This window comes from Paraburkholderia adhaesiva (genome assembly GCF_021390575.1).
GTDB lineage: Bacteria > Pseudomonadota > Gammaproteobacteria > Burkholderiales > Burkholderiaceae > Paraburkholderia > Paraburkholderia adhaesiva.
This window is the reverse complement of sequence record NZ_JAJEJQ010000001.1, coordinates 2,343,954-2,360,810: the sequence shown is the minus strand read 5'-3', so window position 1 is coordinate 2,360,810 and position 16,857 is coordinate 2,343,954. Positions and strand designations below refer to the sequence as shown.

The following is a 16,857-nucleotide window of genomic DNA, read 5'->3' as shown; positions in this document are numbered from 1 at the left end:
CGCGCGCAGCCGCTCTAACGTCAACGCCAACCTGATACGGAGGGGAACATGAGCACCACGCCCTCGCCGGCCACGGAAGTGGACCAGGAAGCCGAGACTGCGGGTGGGAATGCAGGCGCTGCGCGCAATTACATCGACGCGGTTCTCGAACAGTCGTTTCGCCATCTGTTCGGACCGACCGCGACGCCAGAGCAGCCCCGTAAGCACGGGGTTGTCTCCATCGCCAATCTGACCGCGGCACTCTCCGGTTACCTCACACCCGAGGAGATCAAGGAGGTCAAGTCCGCGTTCCACTTCAGCGATGAGGCCCACCTCGGGCAGTATCGTCAGAGCGGCGAACCCTACATTACCCATCCTGTCGCCGTCGCGGAAATCTGCGCCGGCTGGAAACTCGACGCCCAGTCGATCATGGCCGCGCTGCTGCACGACGTGATCGAGGACCAGGGCGTGACCAAGGCCGAGATCGCCGAGCGCTACGGTGCGAAGGTCGCAGAACTGGTCGACGGGTTGTCGAAACTCGACAAGATGGAGTTCCGCAACCGCGAAGAGGCGCAGGCGGAGAACTTCCGCAAGATGCTGCTCGCAATGGCGCGCGACGTGCGCGTCATCCTCGTGAAGCTCGCGGACCGGCTGCACAACATGCGCACACTCGGCGCGGTGCCGCCGGAGAAGCGCCGCCGCGTCGCGCGCGAAACGCTCGATATCTATGCGCCGATCGCGCACCGGCTCGGCCTGAACAATACCTATCGCGAGCTGCAGGACCTGAGCTTCGCGAACTTCAATCCGAACCGCTACGCCACGCTTGAGAAAGCGGTGAAGGCAGCGCGCGGCAATCGCCGCGAGGTGGTCGGGAAGATCCTGGAAGCGGTGCAGCGCGCCATCGCCGAAGCGAAGATCAACGCCGAAGTCACCGGGCGCGAGAAGACCATCTTCAGCATCTACAAGAAGATGCGCGACAAGCAGTTGTCGTTTTCGCAGGTGCTCGACGTCTATGGTTTTCGCGTCGTGGTCGAGTCGGCGCTTGAGTGCTACACCTGCATCGGTGCGCTACACGCGCTCTACAAACCGGTGCCGGGCAAGTTCAAGGACTATATCGCCATTCCGAAGGTGAACGGCTACCAGTCCCTGCATACCACGCTGGTTGGCCCGTTCGGCGCGCCGATCGAGTTCCAGGTGCGCACGCGCAAGATGCATGAGATCGCCGAAGCGGGCGTGGCCGCGCACTGGCTGTACAAGAATGGCGGCGCCGATCTGAACGATGTCCAGAAGCGCGCGCACCAGTGGCTCAAGTCGCTGCTCGACATCCAGAGCGAAGCGGGCGATTCAAGCGAATTCCTCGAACACGTCAAGATCGACCTGTTCCCGGATGCGGTCTACGTGTTCACGCCGAAGTCGAAGATCATGGCGCTGCCGCGCGGCGCCACGGCGCTCGACTTCGCGTATTCGATCCACAGCGATCTCGGCAACCAGTGCGTCGCCGTGAAGATCAACAACGAACTGCTGCCGCTGCGCACCGAGCTGAAGAGCGGCGACATCGTCGAGGTGATTACGGCGCCGTATTCGAAGCCGAATCCGGCGTGGCTCGGCTTCGTGCGCACCGGCAAGGCGCGCTCGGCAATCCGTCACTACCTCAAGACGATGCGTCTCACGGAGTCGGTGCAGCTCGGCGAGCGGCTCGTCGATCAGGCGCTCAAGAGCTACGGCTACCAGCTTTCGGAAGTCACGCCGGAGGTGTGGGACAAGCTCGTCCAGTGGACCGGCAACAAGAACCGTCAGGAAATCTTCGCGGATATCGGCCTCGGCCGGCGCGTTGCGGCGGTCATGGCCAAGCGCATCGAGGTGCTGATCAGCGGCCAGGATGCCGACGACGACGAGCATCACCATGCGTCGCGCGACCCGAACGCGCCGCACGCGCCGCCCGTCGTCATCACGGGTACCGAGGGCATGTCGGTGCAGTTGTCGGCGTGCTGCCGGCCGATTCCGGGTGACAGCATCATGGGTTACATCGGCATCGGGCTCGGTATGGCGATCCATACGACCGACTGCCGCGTTGCACAACGCATTCACCGCCGCGATCCGGGTCGCTGGATCGATGTGGCCTGGGCGCCGCAACCCGGGCGGCTCTTCGACGTCGCGGTGAAGGTGCTCGTGAAGAACACGAAGGGCGTGTTCGCCCGCGTGGCAGCCGATATCACCTCCGCGGATGCCAACATCGTGCACATCGCCATGGACGACGACCTGGCGCAGGAATCGAACTGCTTGCGCTTCGTGATCCAGGTGAGCGACCGCGTGCACCTCGCGAACGTGATGAGGCGTGTGCGCACGAATCCGGACGTGATGCGCATTGCCCGTGAACGTTCGAGTGACGAAGGGCATCATCGTCATGACGGCGGCATGCGGATCGAACGCGAGCGCGCCGACTACTAAACGCGCCCACGCAGTCTGTCGAGGCAGGGGGCGGACGTGTTGCGGCCTTTGAGCCTCAGCCGCTCACCACCGGGCCGCCGCTCCAGTGGACTCGCCGCCAGCCGTTCGATTCCCGATTCAAAGCGAGGGAGTTGCGATGAACGTAGCGGATCTGACCGGCATCACGCTCGATTATTGGGTCGCGCGTAGCCTCCATGATTTTGTCCGCGAGATCTATTTCACCGATAGCGGCACGAAGGTCGCGGTGCGCGGCAACGACCACGGGCGGCCGTGGGACGGTCGCTTCACGCCATCGACATCGTGGGTGGCTGCCGGCGTCGTGCTCGACCGGGCGCAGCGTTTCGAGTTGCGCGAGCGCCACGACGGGGAGGCAGCGTTCTGCGTCGCCGAGTTTCAGGGCAGCCATCAATCGGTACAGGCACACGGCGACACGGTGCGCATCGCGCTGCTGCGCGCGTTCGTGACGAACTGCTTCGGCGATACGGTGACTGAGATGCTGCGACAGCCGCAGGCGCTGAACGGCCCACACGCGGAGCGGGTGGGGGAGCCGAGCGCTGTCGGCGACGTGGAGGACCTGCCGCACCCGGATGCGCAGATCGGCGATATCGGGACGGCGCCGCGCTAGATGGCCGGCGAGACGCCGTGCGGCGATCGGGACGCAGAAGGGGCTCGAATCGGCCACAAACGGATTGCAAGCGGACCACAAAAAGACAAAGGGCCTTCCTGAATCATCAGGAAGGCCCTTCGAGAGGTGGCGCGGCTGGCAGGATTCGAACCCACGACCCCTTGGTTCGTAGCCAAGTACTCTATCCAACTGAGCTACAGCCGCACGCTAAAACGGTACTACCGAATGCAGTAAAACAAAAGGACCTTCCATCGTTTGATGTGAGGAAGGCCCTCGGAATAAGTGGCGCGGCTGGCAGGATTCGAACCCACGACCCCTTGGTTCGTAGCCAAGTACTCTATCCAACTGAGCTACAGCCGCACGCAGAAAAAAGATTATAGCAGAGCTTCAAGAAAAGGAAAGGCTTCTATCGCGATTTGTCTTGCTGTCCGGTTCGTGTAACCTGACTATGTAACCTGAGCACATGTTGTACGCATCGCAGTGATCCATCATGAACAAGGCATTTGTTAAAGAATCGACCGGCGACGACGATGACGATCTCGAAGGCGGTCTGCCCGAGATTCCGCCGGGCGCAAAGAATTACATCACGCCTGCGGGTTACCACCGCATGCGCAGCGAATTGCTGCATCTGATCGACGATGATCGCCCGGAGGTGGTCAAACTCGTGTCGTGGGCCGCGTCGAACGGCGACCGCTCCGAGAATGGCGATTACATCTACGGCAAGCGGCGCCTGCGGGAGATCGACCGGCGTATCCGCTTTCTGACGAGGCGGCTTGATCTGGCCGAGGTGGTGGACAGCAGCCGTCAGGAACACACCGATCAGGTGTTTTTCGGTGCGACTGTTGAATATGGCACCGAGGATGGCGAGTCGCATACGGTGACGATCGTTGGAATCGACGAGGTCGATCTCGATCACGGACACGTGAGCTGGATCTCGCCCATTGCGCGGGCGCTGCTCAAGGCGAAAGTCGGGGATCAGGTGACGCTGCATACGCCTGTGGGTCCGGCACCCATTGATGTGCTCGACGTGCACTATCCCGCGCCCGGCGGTTGAGCTGCTATCGGCGAGCCAGAATTTCCCCCGCTGAAATAAAAAAAGGCGCCGCAAGCGGCGCCTTTTTCAGCTGCGATACTGCCAGCAGGGTGCTTCTTAGAAGCGGTGACGCATACCGACCGTCACAGCGACCTGGTCTTGCGTCTTCGAAGCATTGCCCGAACCCAGACCGTTCAGGATTGGTCCGATGCTTTGGCCGGCCGCGTTCGTGTTCGACGACACGTGCTGCCAGTTGCCTTGCAGGTAGACGTCGGTGCGCTTCGAGAGCAGGTAGTCCGACTGCAGCGAAACCGAGTTGAAGTTCGGGTTCACGCCGCTGCCGAGGTTTGCGCGGGTGTACGTGTACGCGCCAGCCAGGCTCAGGGCCGGGGTCAGAGCGTAACGGATGTTGCCTTCGATGTTCTGGAAGCGTGCGCTGTTTGCGCCGAAGCCGACACCACCCGTGACGCCCGATTGGGCAGCCGAGATGTTGCCACCGTTCGTGCCGCTCAGGTTGGTCTGCGTGTACACGAGGCCAGCGGTTGCCGGGCCGAACGTGTAGTTCACGCCGCCGCCGAACGTGCGCTGACGGCCTGCATTGAAGGTGTATTCGCCCGTTTGCGTACCGGGGTTCGATGCCGAGGCGCCCTGGAAGGCGGCGCCCGTGTCGTTGTTCAGCTGCAGGTAACCGGCTGCGAACTTCAGGGGACCGTAGTTATACGATGCGCCGAAGCTATATGCACGGTTGTTTGCAAACTCCGTGCTGTTCGAGAACGCGTACATCGCGCCGAACTTGAAGCCCGCGTAGTCGACGCTCGAATACTTGACCGCGTTGTTGAAGCGGACCGAGTTGTTCAGGTTGTCGTTATCGAACGGGTGTGCAGCGATCGTGCCGCCGTATTGCGTGCCGGTGTTCGAGAGCGGTGCCAGGTAGTCGACGACGCTGTCGTACTGACGGCCGAGGGTCACGGCGCCGTACTGGTCGCTCGCGAGGCCCACAAAAGCTTGACGGCCGAACATGCGGCTCGACTGGCCGAGCGTGCCGTTAGCGACGTTGAAGCCGTTTTCCAACGTGAAGATTGCCTTCAGACCGCCGCCGAGATCTTCAGCGCCGCGCAGACCCCAACGGCTGCCGTTGACCACGCCGCTGCGCATTTGCCATGCGCTGTGGCCACCCTGGTTGTTCGTGTACGTGATACCTGCGTCGATCAGGCCATACAGCGTAACGCTGCTTTGGGCGTGCGCGGCCGTTGCAAAAACGCCCGACAGGGCAGCGACCAAGAGAGTCTTTTTCATCTTTGTAAACTCCGAGAACAGTATGGGTTCTGTAAAACCCAGGCTTGTGGAAACCGCTCACGCGAAAGGCAGCGAGAGGCGAAATCGCGTGGTACGGATTATTCGGACGAAGTCGGTTTCCAGACAGGCAGAGTGTAGAGATGGCCCTTGGAAAGGAGGCGTTCCAATTGGCGCAATAAAGTATTGCGGCATCTGAAATTGTATTTCGGATCGTGTTAAGCCTTACTGGTAAAGGCTTTGGGCGATATTAACGGGGGGCGGGAAGAGGGTGTCAACCGAATGACGTTGTGCAATCGCTACACCAAATGAACGCGAATCGAGCAAGGTAAATCGGTTCTGACTCGATTATTGCGCCTCAGGTAACAGATGATTGCCTTTCGTATGGTTAATTCAACATGCCTGACGCAGCTATACTCTGATCACTGCTTTTCGAAGCAGCCTTTTTCGTTGACGAAAAAGATCTCCAAACCTTTGTTAGCGCGGCCGCAAGCTGCGCTTTTTTTTGCCCGCCGCTTTCTTTTCCTTTGCCTGTCGCCGCAGCTTGTCGGCGATTCGCCAGATATTTATCTGGCTTGCGTGGCGTGCGGCGGCTCGGGCTGCAGGCTCCAGTCTTCCATTACGTAGTGTCGAGCGTCCATAGGGGAACACAGCAGGTTGTGCCAGTGATCGCCGTGCCATGAACCGTAGGCGTCGAATTCGCCAGGTGCCTGGGACGTGACGTCGTCCATTTGCACAAGCCACTTCAACCAGCGTCGCAGACTCGTCAGCATGGTGACCTCCTGATGCGCGCAAACTTTATTAATCCTGGATTGAATGTTTTACTTTAACAACCGGGAAAAACACTTACGTTTGACACTAATTGTTACATCTCGGGAATTTTTGCCGCTTTAAATTATTAGACGAGAGAGCGGGTAAAAATGACGCAGTACAGGCTCATTCCTCAACGACGCATTTTTTCATTAATTTGATGTGCGCTCGTTTATCGTGAGTGTGGGAAAGCTGTTATAAAAAATTCGCTTGACTGGCGATTGGCGTTCCATTTATAACGGCAAAGCTGATTTTCCCGCTGTGCGCAATATCGAACTGCTATGCCGAGATTGCGAAGAAGTGGGTATCGGTTGGCTTTCGGCGTAAGGGCTCATGCCCGCGTCAACAAAATTTCGAGGAAAACTGAAACATGGAAACCGGTATTGTCAAATGGTTCAACGATGCGAAGGGCTTTGGCTTTATCACATCTGACGCCGGCGGCGACGATCTGTTCGCGCACTTTTCTGAAATCCGCTCAGACGGCTTCAAGTCGCTCAAGGAGAACCAGCGCGTGTCGTTCGATGTCAAGGTTGGGCCGAAGGGCAAGCAGGCTGCGAACATTCAGCCGCTGTAAGTGGTTGCGCCCCGCAGTTGCTATGCGACGAGAGCCCTGGTTATGCCAGGGCTTTTTGTTTTTCGATGTACCAAATCCAGAATGAATAATCGGCCCTGCAATTTATGTTTTCGCAATCGGGAAATAACCGGATACTAAATCACGGGGTCGTAATAGAAAGAAAATGATCGCCGCGCGGGCTACCCAGGCAATCCGCGCGCGAACAGGGCATACTTCGCCTGTTTCCTCTCAATTCAGGCTTGCCGCTTCACCATGTCCGACAGTCATCTGAGTCCCGGCACGTTGCCGGTCGATATCCCCGTTGTTTTTGTAGACCTGGAAACGACAGGCGGTTCGGTGGGCGAACACCGGATTACCGAAGTGGGCGTTGTCGAGGTGGTGGCGGGGCAGGTTACCCGGTGGAGCACGCTGGTCGATCCGCTGCAGGCCATTCCGCCCTTTATTCAGCAGCTCACCGGCATCACCAATCAGATGGTGCAGGGTGCCCCAACGTTCGATGAGATCGCTCCCGCGCTATTCAAGCGGCTGGAGGGCAAGTTGTTCGTCGCCCACAATGCTGCATTCGATCGTGGTTTCTTGCGTGCGGAATTCGAGCGTGCAGGCTTCTCGTTCAACCCCGATGTGCTGTGCACGGTGCGTTTGTCGCGGGCGCTCTTTCCGGCCGAGAAGCGTCATGGTCTCGATGCGCTCGTCGAGCGACACGCGCTTGTGCCATCGGATCGCCACCGGGCGCTCGCGGATGCTGATCTGATCTGGCAATTCTGGCAGCAACTGCCAACTCTCGTGCCGCAAGAGGCCCTCGAAGCACAGATCGACCGACTGACGCGTCGCCATCGCCTGGCCGGCGATATTACCGACGACCTGATCGACACGGCGCCGGCTGGCCACGGCGTCTACGCTTTTTACGGTGAAAACGGTGTGCCGCTCTATGTAGGGCGCAGCGTACGGGTGCGTCAGCGAGTTCGTGCGCATCTATCCGGCGAGCGACGCTCGTCGCGCGAGCAGCGTATGGCCCAGCAGATCCGGCGAGTGGAGTGGCGCGCGACGGGCGGTGAATTCGGCGCGCTGCTCGTCGAAGCGCAATGGATTGCCACGCTACGGCCCGCATTCAACCGCGTGCCGCGCGTGACGAAGCACGATCCACAATCGGCGCCCTGGCCGTTCGAGGGCGTCGTGCTGGTCGAAGAGTGCGAGGTGTCGGGCGGCCCCAGCGTCTTGCATCTGCTCGACCGTTGGTGCTACCTCGGCGCGGCGGCAAGTCTTGCCGAGGCGACGACGCTCGCGCAAGCGGCAAGTGAGCCTCCATTCGAACTTTCGACGTGGCGCATCCTGCAGAGCCATCTCGAACGCGGTTTGCGCGTGCAAACGCTGAACGAGTTCTGAGCGACTGGAATTGCGAACGTTGCCTGAGCGTTTCGCGATGAGCGCAAGCGAGCCCAGCGTCTGACGCTTAAGCCGTTCCGCCCACGCCGCCCGCTTCACAGACATGTCCGAGCGCGCGAGTCATCGCATCGGCGCTCACGGCGTCATAGCGAGTCAACTGCTTCCAGGTTGCAATCGATCGAGCCACGCGCACGGGGCAGTCGGCGGACGCGCGCAGCGGCTCAACGCGAGCGAGCGCGCTGACCAGTTGCCCCGTGAGGCGGTCGAGTTGCGGCCGCGTCACGGTAGCCAGATCGGGCGCCGGACCTGCGGGGGGCTGTGACTCCCGCCACGTTTCGAACAAGGCTTTCTGCACCTGCGTGCTTGCGTCGATCTGATCGCGGAAAAACGCGCGCGCGAATGCGGGGTCGATACCTGCTGCGGATGCGCGCTTCTGCACATCGTCGAGCAGTGCCGCTTCGCGAGGCTCATCGGTGATCGGTTTGTGATTTGCCCACTTCCAGAGTGCGACCGGCTCGGCGAGCGAAAGGCGCTGCGCGACGAGCGCAATGAGGCTGGTCAGCGCAGTGTCGTCGCCATCTGCGCGAACAGGGGCGGCGGGCAGGGCGAACAGCAATGCGGCGGCGCAGCATGCGCTCACGCGAACGAAGGCTTTCATGTCAGGAGGAAAGGCGGCAGGCCCGGAATGCAAAGAGCGAAGAATAGCCGGAATCGCTGCCAATGCGGCAAATCGAATAACGGATCAGCGCGGCGAGTCACAACGGCAACACGACGATGGCGTGCGCGAACGCGCACAAAGAAATGTCGCTACCTGATGCAGCGTATGAAGTCAGGCGCACACTTGATAGGCGATCCAGTCGTCTCGCCGCTTCCCCGCGTGTGCGCGTTCCCCGTTATTTCTGTTCGTGGGCCTTGCGTTGCTCGTCAAGAAACGCCCGCACGTGTGCGGGCAATTCATCGCCGAGAAACTCGACGGCCACTGGTTCCGGATCCGGACTGAATACCTGGTCCGGGGTCGGAATGCTTGGCGCTTTGGCGTCCATGATCTTTCTCCTATATGAGTCGATTATCCGACTCGGCCCTTCAGCTGCGCTAGTGCCGATCACGGAAACAGTGCTTTTCCGGCGCGCGTGTTGCTTTAACCGCACAACGTCATATCGTATTAATCGACGGGGAATATAATCGAGCGGTTCCCTCCCATTCCCACGCATGCGCGCTGGATCTTTCCAGACCCCGCGCCGGAGCCCATTACGCTAACATCCGTGCGCTGGCTGTCACAAGTGACGGGTTGCCACTTCTTCGCGTGAGCGCGCCGCTACGCGCTTCGCATTGCCCCGTTCATTCCGCCGTGCTAACTCAACGGATAATTATCGGTTGAGGTTGACGCTGAAACTGTTAATTCTTCTTTAAATCTCGCCGGGACGTCGGGGCAGTTCGATCATTTAATTTATTTAACCGCGAGAAAGTCAGGCTATTCGATTTATCGTGCTACTCACATAAATGAGGGTGCCAGGTATTGCGGATAACGCCGCCGCCATTGATTTACTGGCTCGCGCTGTTGCACTCCTTGCCGCTTACGTCGACGTCGGTTGCGGCGCAGGCACGCGTTGCGAGCGACTATAGTTTGGCGGTTGCGCGGCCACGTTGACCTGCCCGTGGATGCGCGCTTGATGACCGTCCGCGAACATGTAGTACGGGAACGGATGGGATGGCTCAGAGGCCGCGTCCAGCCGGGCGACAAGTTCGGACGCCAGAACGAAATCCAGGGCTTGAAGCGACTCCGCGAGTTGAGAGACCTTCGTCGCGCCGACGATGATGCTCGCGACGCCCCGTTTCTGATAAAGCCAGTTCAGTGCCACTTGGGCCATCGGCCGGTTCGCGATGTTCGCGACGGCCTCCAGTTCCGCGACGATCGCGAAGTTGCGCGCCGAAAGCTTGTCGAATCCGGGTGGCGGCTTGGCGCCGATGGTCTGCAGGCGGCCGCTGCCCGTGACGTCGGTTGGACGTTGAGCGCCCTGTGATGGACGGTACTTTCCCGACAACACGCCCATTCCGAGCGGGCTCCACGGCACGAGCCCCATCCCGAGGTTCGTCGCGAGGTCGGTGAACTCGTGTTCCGCGTTGCGTTCGATCATCGAATACTCCACCTGCATTGCCGCGACCGGTTCGAAGCCGCGCCAGTCAGCGAGCGTCTGCGCTCGGCCCGCGTACCACGCGGGTACGTCGGAGAGCCCGACGTAGCGGATCTTGCCCGCACGCACCGCGTCGTCCATTGCGCGCATCACTTCGTCGGCGGGCGTCATGCGGTCCCAGGTGTGCAGGTAATAGAGGTCGATGTAGTCGGTGCCGAGCCGCTTGAGCGAGCCTTCGAGCGAGCGCAGCAGGTTCTTGCGGTGGTTGCCGCCAGCGTTGGGGTTGCCCGGCTGCGCGTTGTATGAGTACTTCGTCGCAATCACTAGCCGCTCGCGCAGTCCGCGCGCCGCCGTGAAGCGGCCGATCCATCGCTCGCTCGTGCCTTCCGTGTAGAGATCGGCCGTGTCGATGAAGTTGCCGCCTGCGTCGACGTAGAGATCGAAAAGCTGCCGGGCGGTGGCTTCGTCAACGCCCCAGCCCCATTCGGTGCCGAATGTCATCGTGCCGAGCGCTATCGGGCTCACGCGCAGGCCGGAACGGCCGAGCAGGGTGTAGTGGTCGAGCGTCATGGCTGTCTCCTCGGGTGGTGGGTCAGCGATGGCCCTATCGTGCGCCCATTCTTTTTGTGAAAAAATCGGCTTCACCTGAAAGGACTGTGAAGCGACGCTTCACAATGGAGGGGCCATGGATGCGTCGCACCTGCCTGCGTTGTCGGCTGTCGCTGCCGTCGCGCGGCTCGGCAGCTTTACGCGCGCCGCGCAGGCGATGGGCATGTCGACGTCGGCGCTTTCGCAGAATGTGCGTGCGCTCGAGGCGCAACTGGGTGTGCGTCTCTTCAATCGGACGACGCGCCGCGTCGCGCTGACCGAAGCCGGTGCGCAGTTCCTTGCTCGCGTGCAGCCGGCACTTGCTGAAATCGACGCCGCCTTCGAGGCGCTAGATGAAGCGCGCGGCCGCCCGGCGGGTACCTTGCGCATCAACCTTTCGCGAATCGCGAGCGAGTTGCTGGTGATACCGCACCTCAGCGAGTTTATGCAGCGGTATCCGCAGATCCGGCTGGAGCTCGCGCTCGACGATGGCTTCGCTGACCTCGTGGGTGAAGGCTTCGATGCGGGCATCCGGCTCGGCGAAAGTCTTGCGCCCGGGATGGTCGCGGTCGCGCTGGGTGGTCCGATACGGATCGCAGTCGTCGGCTCGCCGGACTACTTCATGCGCCGTCCACCGCCTGCGACGCCCGACGAACTCGGCGCGCATGACTGCCTGCATTACCGGTTTGCGACGGGTGGGGTGTATCGGTGGGAGTTTGCGCGGCCCGAAGAGCCGCGACGTGTGTTCGACGTCATCACACAAGGCCGTTTCGTCACTAACGATCTGCGGACGATCGTGCAGGCTGCGGAGCGGGGCGTCGGTTTGCTGCATGTGATCGACGACTACGTGCGTGCGCAACTGGACGACGGGCGGCTTGTGCCGGTGCTGCAGACGTGGTGCCCAACGTTCCCCGGCTTCCACTTGTACACGGCGGGGCGCGCACAGATGCCCGCGAAGCTGCGGGCGTTGATCGACTTCTTGAGGGAGAAAAGAGAAGGGCTGTGATGACGTGGTGCCGCGAAGCCCTCTCAAGGCACCCGCAAAACAAAAAGCCCAGTCGCGAGGACTGGGCTTTTGCTTGAAACTTTTTGGTGCCGGAAAGAGGAATCGAACCCCCGACCTTCGCATTACGAATGCGCTGCTCTACCGTCTGAGCTATTCCGGCATCAGAGAAGGAAGATTATAGGAAAGTTTTCGCTGTCCCGCAAGCCCTTCCTGCAATTTTCATTTGTTTTCTTCGTGGTGGTAGCGGGTCACACGCTCGACCTCGTTCTTCGAGCCGAGGAACACCGCGACACGCTCGTGCAGGCTCGTCGGCTGGACGTCGAGGATGCGCTGCTTGCCGTTGGTCGCCGCGCCGCCTGCCTGCTCGACGATGAACGCCATCGGATTCGCTTCGTACATGAGTCGCAGCTTGCCCGGCTTCGACGGATCGCGACGGTCCGCCGGGTACATGAAGATGCCGCCGCGGTTCAGGATGCGGTGCACGTCGGCGACCATCGACGCGATCCAGCGCATGTTGAAGTTATCGCCGCGCGGACCTTCCTTGCCGGCATTCAGTTCGCCGATGTACTTCTGCACCGGCTCGTACCAGTGACGCGCATTCGAGGCGTTGATTGCGTACTCGCGCGTGTCTTCGGGGATGCGCATGTTGCTCTGCGTGAGCACCCACGAGCCCAGTTCGCGGTCGAGCGTGAAACAGTTCACGCCGTGGCCGGTCGTGAGCACGAGCACGGTCTGCGGGCCGTACACGGCGTAACCTGCCGCGACCTGCTCGGTGCCCGGTTGCAGGAACGACGCTTCGGTGGGCTGCTTGCCGTCCGGGCAGCGCAGCACCGAGAAGATCGTGCCGATCGAGACGTTCACGTCGATGTTCGACGAGCCGTCGAGCGGGTCGAACACGAGCAGGTATTCGCCCTTCGGGTAGTTAGCGGGGATCGGGAAGAAGGTTTCCATTTCCTCCGACGCCATCGCGGCGAGGTTGCCGCCCCATTCATTGGCGTCGAGCAGGATTTCGTTCGACAGGATGTCGAGGTTCTTCTGGACTTCGCCCTGGACGTTCTCGCTGCCGGCGGTGCCGAGCGCATCGCCGAGCGCGCCCTTGCTGACGTTGTAGCTGATCGCCTTGCACGCACGCGCGACGACTTCGATCAACAGGCGCAGATCGGCGGGAAGATTGTTGTTTTCGCGTTGCTGCTCGATCAGGTACTTCGTGAGGGTGGTACGACGTTGCAAGGCCATTGCGGTTACTCCGGAAACACTGGGAATAGCGCAATTCTACCTGCTCGGCCTCGCACGACCCGGACAGCGCGGGGTAAAAAATATTGCGGTGCGGCAGTCCGGTTGCGGGTCAGGGTGGCAACCGGTGCGCAGTTGGGCGGCGAAACGCAGAAGAGCAGGCGACAAAAAACCGGCCACGCGGGCCGGTTTTTTGGGGAACGTTGACCGTCGCGCTGCCGCGTCAGGCCAGCGCCTTCTCGACGATCTCCCGCACGTCGCGCGACTTCACACCTGCGGCGACCTTCTCCAGCGCCGCGCGCATCGGTTCGCGCAGTTGCGGAGTGAAACGGCGCCACAGTTCGAGATTGCGCGCGAGGCGCGCGGCGACCTGCGGATTGATCGCGTCGAGCGCCAGCACCTGGTCGGCCCAGAACGCGTAGCCCGAGCCGTCGGCGGCGTGGAACTGCGCCGGGTTCGCGGCGCAGAAGCTGAAGATCAGCGAACGCGCACGATTCGGATTCTTCAGATTGAACGCCGGATGTTGCATCAGCGCGCGCACGGTTTCGATCACAGGGCGCTTTGCGCTACCGCGTTGCGTGGCTTGCAGGGCGAACCACTTGTCGATGACGAGCGGCTCGCGCTCGAATCGCGTGTAGAAGTCGGCCAGCGCGCGGCTCGCGAAGTCGCCGCCTGTGGCGGCCGAGGCATTCAGCAAGGCCGAGAGCGCTGCCGCGCGGTCGGTCATGTTGTTCGCCGCGTCGTATTGCGCGGTGGCGAGGCGCACGGCGTCGGCGGGATCGTCGAGTTCGGACAGATACGACAACGCGAGGTTCTTGAGCCCGCGATGGCCGGCCGCCTCGGGCGTCGGTTCGTAGGCGCCCGGTGTGCGGTGCTTTTCGAACGTGGCGAGCCAGTCGGCCTTGAGCACGGTGCCGAGCTGCTTGCGCACGAACTGGCGCGCGGCGTGCACGGCGGCGGGGTCGGACACGGCCATCTGTTCGGCGAGATACGTTTCCGATGGCAGCATCAGCGCCAGTTCGCGGAACGAGGGCGAAAGCGATTCGTCGTTGAGCACTCGTCCAAATGCATCGACAAGTGCGTCGTTGACTTCGAGCGACTCGCCTGCCGCCGCGCGCGCGGCGAGCGCGAGCAGTTCGCGCGTCGCGAGCCGCTGGCCAGCTTCCCAGCGGTTGAACGCGTCGCTGTCGTGTGCGAGCAGGAACGCGAGTTCGTCGTTACCGTAGTCGTACTCGACGATCACGGGTGCCGAGAAGTTCCGCAGCAAGGAGGGCAGCGGTTTCGCGGGGACATCGACGAACGTGAAAGTCTGCTGCGCCTCGGTGAATTCGAGTACGCGCGTCGTGCCGTTTGGCGCCGATTCGCCTTCGAGGCAGAGCGGCAGGTCTGTCCCGTCCGTGCCAATCAGGCCGATCGCGAATGGAATCAACAGGGGACCCTTCTGCGTTTCGCGTGCGGCGGGCGAGGCGTTGCCGTAATCCTGTGCGAGCGTCACGCTGTAACGCTTTTGCGCTTCGTCGTAGCGCGTCGTCACGCGTACGCGCGGTGTGCCGGCCTGGCTGTACCAGCGCTCGTACTGCGCGAGGTCGCGACCGTTGGCATCGGCCATCGCGGCGCGGAAGTCGTCGCAGGTCACGGCCTGACCGTCGTGGCGCTGGAAGTACAGATCCATGCCCTTGCGGAAGCCATCGCGGCCGAATAGCGTCTGATACATCCGCACGACTTCCGCGCCTTTCTCGTAGACGGTCATCGTGTAGAAGTTGTTGATCTCGACGTAGCTCTCGGGGCGCACCGGATGCGCCATCGGACCTGCGTCCTCTGCGAATTGCATCTGACGCAGCACGCGCACGTCTTCGATGCGCTTCGTCGCGCGTGCAGCGGCGTTTTCGTCGCCGCCCGACATCGCCGCCGAGAATTCCTGGTCGCGGAACACCGTGAGGCCTTCCTTCAGGCTCAGCTGGAACCAGTCGCGGCAGGTCACGCGGTTGCCGGTCCAGTTGTGGAAGTACTCGTGGCCGACCACGGCTTCGATGTTGGCGAAGTCGGTGTCGGTGGCCGTTTCGGGATTCGCCAGCACGTACTTCGTGTTGAAGATGTTGAGCCCCTTGTTCTCCATCGCGCCCATGTTGAAGTCGCTCACGGCGACGATCATGAAACGGTCCAGATCCAGTTCGAGGCCGAAGCGCGCTTCATCCCAGCGGATCGAGTGGATGAGCGAGTCCATCGCGTGGCGCGTCTTGTCGAGGTCGTGCGGCTCCACCCAGACCTGCAGCAGCTTGTCCGTGCCCGAGCCCGTCTTGATGCGCTCTTCGAGCGCGACGAGCTTGCCCGCGACCAGCGCGAACAGGTAGCTCGGCTTGCGGAACGGGTCTTCCCACTTGGCAAAATGACGCCCGTCGCTCAGGTCGCCTTCGGCGACCAGGTTGCCGTTCGACAGCAGCACCGGATACGCCGCCTTGTCAGCGCGCAGCGTGACCGTGTAGGTGGCCATCACGTCGGGGCGGTCGAGAAACCAGGTGATGCGGCGAAAGCCTTCGGCTTCACACTGCGTGAAGAAGTTGCCGCTCGATACGTAGAGGCCCGAGAGCGTCGTGTTCGCCGCCGGGTCGCACGCGCCGGTCAGCGTGAGTTCGAACGAATCGGGCACGTCCTCGATCGTGATGCCGTGCTCGTGGATGCGTACATTCGCATACGGCTTCGCGTCGATCGCCGCGCTGACGAATTCCAGTTGCTCGCCCATCAGTTCGAGGTCGCGGGTGTGAGCCGCGGCGGGGTTGCGGCGCACGCGCATCGTGTTCTTGACGATCGTACGTTCGGGGACGAGGTCGAACTCGAGATCGACCGTGTCGATCAGAAAGGCGGGCGGCGCATAGTCGGCGCGGCGGATCACGTTGGGCGTGGCGGCGGTATCGGTCATGGTCGGGGCTGGCGTTTCGTCGAATGGATGGCACGCGGGCTCTGGCGGCGGGTTCGGGCCGCGAGGCGAGGCGCACTGCGTTTCATTGTACAAAGGCGCGGGCGGCTTGTCCGGAGGCCGCTCGCACGACGGCCATCGCGTCGCGTGCGAATTGGCTCCGGTCGCGCGGGGCAGTGCGCTCGGACTGCTCCGCTGGCCGGCCGGTTTTCACGCGCTTTGATTGCTTCAGTTGTTTCAGACGCCCACGCCCATCACCGCGAGCACGCCGAGCACGACGAACAGGACAGCGGCGATGCCGTGCACGAGCTTCGTTGGCAGCTTGTGGGCGAAGCGGTCACCGAGCAGGATCGCCGGCACGTTGGCGATCATCATGCCGAGCGTCGTGCCGGCCACCACGCCGAAGAAGTCGTGAAAACGCGCCGCGAGCGCGACGGTGGCGATCTGCGTCTTGTCGCCCATCTCGGCGAGAAAGAAGGTCACGACGGTAGCGCCGAACACGCCAAGGTGCGTGCGGTTGATGTTGCTTTCGCCATCGTCGAGTTTGTCGGGCACGAGTATCCACAGGCCCATGACGACGAACGAAGCGGCGAGTGCCCAGCGCATCACCGACGGCGTGACGAGCGTGCCGAGCCACGTGCCGAGCGCCCCTGCGCCGGCGTGGTTCACGAGCGTGGCGACGAGCACGCCGAGAATGATCGGCACCGGCTTGCGATAGCGGGCGGCGAGGACGAGCGAAAGCAACTGGGTCTTGTCGCCGATTTCAGCAAGCGCGACCGCGCCCGTAGAGACTAGAAATGCCTGGTTCACGTTTAGATGGATCCTCGGGCCGGAATGTG

The 16,857-nt window shown here is 61.9% G+C and carries 14 protein-coding genes and 3 tRNA genes; 6 read left to right on the top strand and 11 right to left on the bottom strand.

The features are described from left to right. Positions 1 to 48: 48 nt before the first annotated feature. Positions 49 to 2,427: a RelA/SpoT family protein gene (locus tag L0U80_RS10685; protein WP_233863976.1), complete on the top strand. Its 2,379-nt coding sequence runs from the start codon at positions 49 to 51 to the stop codon at positions 2,425 to 2,427. A 136-nt stretch (positions 2,428 to 2,563) separates the two neighbouring features. Next, entirely contained in the window at positions 2,564 to 3,052 is a 489-nt protein-coding gene (locus tag L0U80_RS10680) for a phage protein NinX family protein (RefSeq protein WP_233863975.1), read from the top strand. Positions 3,053 to 3,179: 127 nt separating this feature from the next. Here the strand turns inward: L0U80_RS10680 and L0U80_RS10675 are convergent. Both L0U80_RS10675 and L0U80_RS10670 read right to left on the bottom strand, forming a co-directional pair. Then, positions 3,180 to 3,256 (bottom strand) — tRNA-Arg (locus L0U80_RS10675). A 79-nt stretch (positions 3,257 to 3,335) separates the two neighbouring features. After that, a tRNA-Arg gene (locus L0U80_RS10670) sits at positions 3,336 to 3,412 on the bottom strand. Positions 3,413 to 3,542: 130 nt separating this feature from the next. Here L0U80_RS10670 and greB point away from each other — a divergent pair. Further along, positions 3,543 to 4,106 (top strand): transcription elongation factor GreB, encoded by a 564-nt coding sequence (gene greB, locus L0U80_RS10665; RefSeq protein ID WP_233863974.1) that lies wholly within the window; start codon positions 3,543 to 3,545, stop codon positions 4,104 to 4,106. Positions 4,107 to 4,202: 96 nt separating this feature from the next. Here the strand turns inward: greB and L0U80_RS10660 are convergent, their stop codons facing one another. Continuing rightward, positions 4,203 to 5,381, bottom strand: a complete 1,179-nt coding sequence (locus L0U80_RS10660) for a porin (RefSeq protein WP_233863972.1) — start codon at positions 5,379 to 5,381, stop codon at positions 4,203 to 4,205. 563 nt (positions 5,382 to 5,944) lie between these two features. After that, a complete protein-coding gene (locus L0U80_RS10655) occupies positions 5,945 to 6,151 on the bottom strand; it encodes a hypothetical protein (RefSeq protein ID WP_233866005.1) in 207 nt (68 codons plus the stop codon). A 407-nt stretch (positions 6,152 to 6,558) separates the two neighbouring features. On the opposite strand from L0U80_RS10655, the gene L0U80_RS10650 reads away from it, so the two are divergent. After that, positions 6,559 to 6,762 (top strand): cold-shock protein, encoded by a 204-nt coding sequence (locus tag L0U80_RS10650; RefSeq protein ID WP_233863970.1) that lies wholly within the window; start codon positions 6,559 to 6,561, stop codon positions 6,760 to 6,762. A gap of 252 nt (positions 6,763 to 7,014) precedes the next feature. Then, positions 7,015 to 8,145 carry an exonuclease domain-containing protein gene (locus tag L0U80_RS10645; protein WP_233863968.1) on the top strand — a complete coding sequence of 377 codons (1,131 nt, stop codon included), beginning with the start codon at positions 7,015 to 7,017 and terminating at the stop codon, positions 8,143 to 8,145. A 67-nt stretch (positions 8,146 to 8,212) separates the two neighbouring features. Here L0U80_RS10645 and L0U80_RS10640 read toward each other — a convergent pair whose 3' ends face one another. The 3 genes from L0U80_RS10640 to L0U80_RS10630 all read right to left on the bottom strand — a co-directional run bounded on the left by L0U80_RS10640 (position 8,213) and on the right by L0U80_RS10630 (position 10,847). Next, positions 8,213 to 8,803 carry a chorismate mutase gene (locus L0U80_RS10640; RefSeq protein ID WP_233863965.1) on the bottom strand — a complete coding sequence of 197 codons (591 nt, stop codon included), beginning with the start codon at positions 8,801 to 8,803 and terminating at the stop codon, positions 8,213 to 8,215. A 235-nt stretch (positions 8,804 to 9,038) separates the two neighbouring features. Further along, a complete protein-coding gene (locus tag L0U80_RS10635; RefSeq protein WP_233863964.1) occupies positions 9,039 to 9,188 on the bottom strand; it encodes a hypothetical protein in 150 nt (49 codons plus the stop codon). A 531-nt stretch (positions 9,189 to 9,719) separates the two neighbouring features. Next, positions 9,720 to 10,847 carry an aldo/keto reductase gene (locus tag L0U80_RS10630; RefSeq protein WP_233863963.1) on the bottom strand — a complete coding sequence of 376 codons (1,128 nt, stop codon included), beginning with the start codon at positions 10,845 to 10,847 and terminating at the stop codon, positions 9,720 to 9,722. A gap of 115 nt (positions 10,848 to 10,962) precedes the next feature. Between L0U80_RS10630 and L0U80_RS10625 the strand changes: the two genes are divergently transcribed. Next, entirely contained in the window at positions 10,963 to 11,871 is a 909-nt protein-coding gene (locus L0U80_RS10625; protein WP_233863961.1) for a LysR family transcriptional regulator, read from the top strand. Between the two features lie 84 nt (positions 11,872 to 11,955). On the opposite strand, the gene L0U80_RS10620 is transcribed toward L0U80_RS10625, so the two are convergent. From L0U80_RS10620 to L0U80_RS10605, 4 genes are all read right to left on the bottom strand, one after another. After that, positions 11,956 to 12,031 (bottom strand) — tRNA-Thr (locus L0U80_RS10620). A gap of 59 nt (positions 12,032 to 12,090) precedes the next feature. Beyond that, positions 12,091 to 13,107, bottom strand: a complete 1,017-nt coding sequence (locus L0U80_RS10615; protein WP_233863960.1) for a class 1 fructose-bisphosphatase — start codon at positions 13,105 to 13,107, stop codon at positions 12,091 to 12,093. Between the two features lie 220 nt (positions 13,108 to 13,327). Further along, the gene (gene pepN, locus L0U80_RS10610; RefSeq protein WP_233863958.1) at positions 13,328 to 16,021 is read right to left on the bottom strand and encodes an aminopeptidase N; all 2,694 of its coding nucleotides are present in this window, start codon (positions 16,019 to 16,021) and stop codon (positions 13,328 to 13,330) included. 234 nt (positions 16,022 to 16,255) lie between these two features. Then, positions 16,256 to 16,828, bottom strand: coding sequence for a TMEM165/GDT1 family protein (locus L0U80_RS10605; protein WP_233863955.1), 573 nt, complete (start codon positions 16,826 to 16,828; stop codon positions 16,256 to 16,258). Positions 16,829 to 16,857 lie beyond the last annotated feature (29 nt).